This window comes from Neisseria sp. HMSC70E02 (assembly GCF_001838645.1).
GTDB lineage: Bacteria > Pseudomonadota > Gammaproteobacteria > Burkholderiales > Neisseriaceae > Neisseria > Neisseria macacae.
Genome location: NZ_KV838082.1, coordinates 138172 through 140054, shown reverse-complemented (window position 1 = coordinate 140054; position 1883 = coordinate 138172). Strand labels below are relative to the sequence as shown.

The following is a 1883-nucleotide window of genomic DNA, read 5'->3' as shown; positions in this document are numbered from 1 at the left end:
TTGTCCTGATTTAAAGTTAATCCACTATAAATACACAGGAACCGCCATGACAGAATCCATCACCCGCGACAGTATGCAATACGATGTCGTGATTGTCGGCGCAGGCCCGTCGGGTTTGTCCGCCGCCATCAAACTCAAGCAGCTTGCCGAAAAAAACGGGCGCGAAATCAGCGTTTGCGTGGTGGAGAAGGGTTCTGAGGCGGGTGCTCATTCGCTGGCGGGTGCGGTCATTGATCCGATTGCGCTGAACGAGCTGATTCCCGACTGGAAAGAAAAAGGCGCGCCGCTGACGCGCGCGGTAACGCAGGACAAAGTGTTGTTCCTGACTGAGAAAAAAGCGTTCAATCTGCCTATTACCCCGAATTTCGACAATCATGGCAACTATATCGTCAGCTTGGGCGAAGTCGTACGCTGGTTGGCGGAGCAGGCAGAAAATATGGGCGTGGAAATCTATCCGGGCTTCGCCGCCGCCGAAGTGCTGTATCACGAAGACGGTTCGGTTAAAGGCATTGCGACCGGCAATATGGGCATCGGCAAAGACGGCGAGCCGACCGACAGTTTCCAGCCCGGCATGGAGCTTTGGGCGCAGCAAACCCTGTTTGCCGAAGGTTGCCGCGGTTCGCTTTCCAAACAAGTTATCGAACGCTTCAAACTCGACCAAAACAGCCAGCCGCAAACTTACGGCTTGGGCATCAAAGAAATTTGGGAAGTGTCGTCTGAAAAACATCAGCCAGGTCTGGTTATCCACAGCGCGGGCTGGCCGCTGGACAGCAAAACCTACGGCGGCGCGTTTGTTTACCATTTCGACGACAACAAGGTCGCCGTCGGTTTCGTGGTCGGTTTGGACTATCAAAACCCTTATCTGTCGCCGTTTGAAGAGTTTCAACGCTTCAAAACCCATCCCGAAATCCGCAAAACCTTCGAAGGTGGTCGCCGCATCGCTTACGGCGCGCGTTCGCTGATTGAAGGCGGTCTGCAAAGTCTGCCGAAGCTCTCGTTCAAGGGCGGCGTTTTAATCGGCGATGCGGCGGGTTTCCTCAATATGCCGCGCATCAAAGGTATTCATACCGCGATGAAATCCGCCATGCTTGCCGCAGAAGCTGTGTTCCCCTTGTTGGAAAACCTTGAAGAAGTGGAGGGTTTCGACAGCGGCAAAGAGGCAGCGGATTATCAGCAACGTTTTGAACAAAGCTGGCTGTATCAAGAGCTTTACGCCGCGCGCAATGTCCGTCCGTCATTCAAATGGGGCGTTTACCTTGGCTCGCTTTATACAGGCATCGACCAGATGATTTTCAGAGGCAAGGCTCCGTGGACCTTGAAACATCACGGCAAAGACAACGAGCAGCTCAAAAAAGCCGCCGCGTGCAAGCCGATTGATTATCCGAAACCCGACGGCGTGTTGACCTTTGACCGCTTAAGCAGCGTCTTCCTCGCCAACCTCGCGCACGAAGAAAACCAGCCCGACCATTTGGTGCTGAAAAATCCGCAAACGATGATAGACGTGAACTACAAAGAATACGCCTCGCCCGAAACGCGCTATTGTCCGGCGGGTGTGTATGAAATCGTTGAAGAAAACGGCAGCCCGCGCCTGCAAATCAACGCCGCCAACTGCGTGCACTGCAAAACGTGCGACATCAAAGACCCGACGCAAAACATCACTTGGATTTGTCCCGAAGGCGCAAGCGGACCGAATTACGGCGGGATGTAAGCTTTAGTTGCAGCGGGCTTGTCTAAATGGGACAAGTCTCTGTCGTATCAGATAAAAAAGGTCGTCTGAAAATCTTGGTTTAAGGTTTTCAGACGACCTTTTGGGTTTTTCAGGGAGCGGGCATTAACAGAATATCGTTGATTTATAGTGGATTAACTTTAAACCGGTACGGCGT

General features: G+C 52.7%; 1 protein-coding gene. It reads left to right on the top strand.

Going from position 1 to position 1883, the window contains the following annotated elements; translation table 11 throughout:
- Window positions 1-46 precede the first annotated feature (46 nt).
- On the top strand, window positions 47-1708 hold the full coding sequence (locus tag HMPREF3277_RS05655; RefSeq protein WP_070870307.1) for an electron transfer flavoprotein-ubiquinone oxidoreductase: 1662 nt from the start codon (window positions 47-49) through the stop codon (window positions 1706-1708).
- Window positions 1709-1883: the final 175 nt, after the last annotated feature.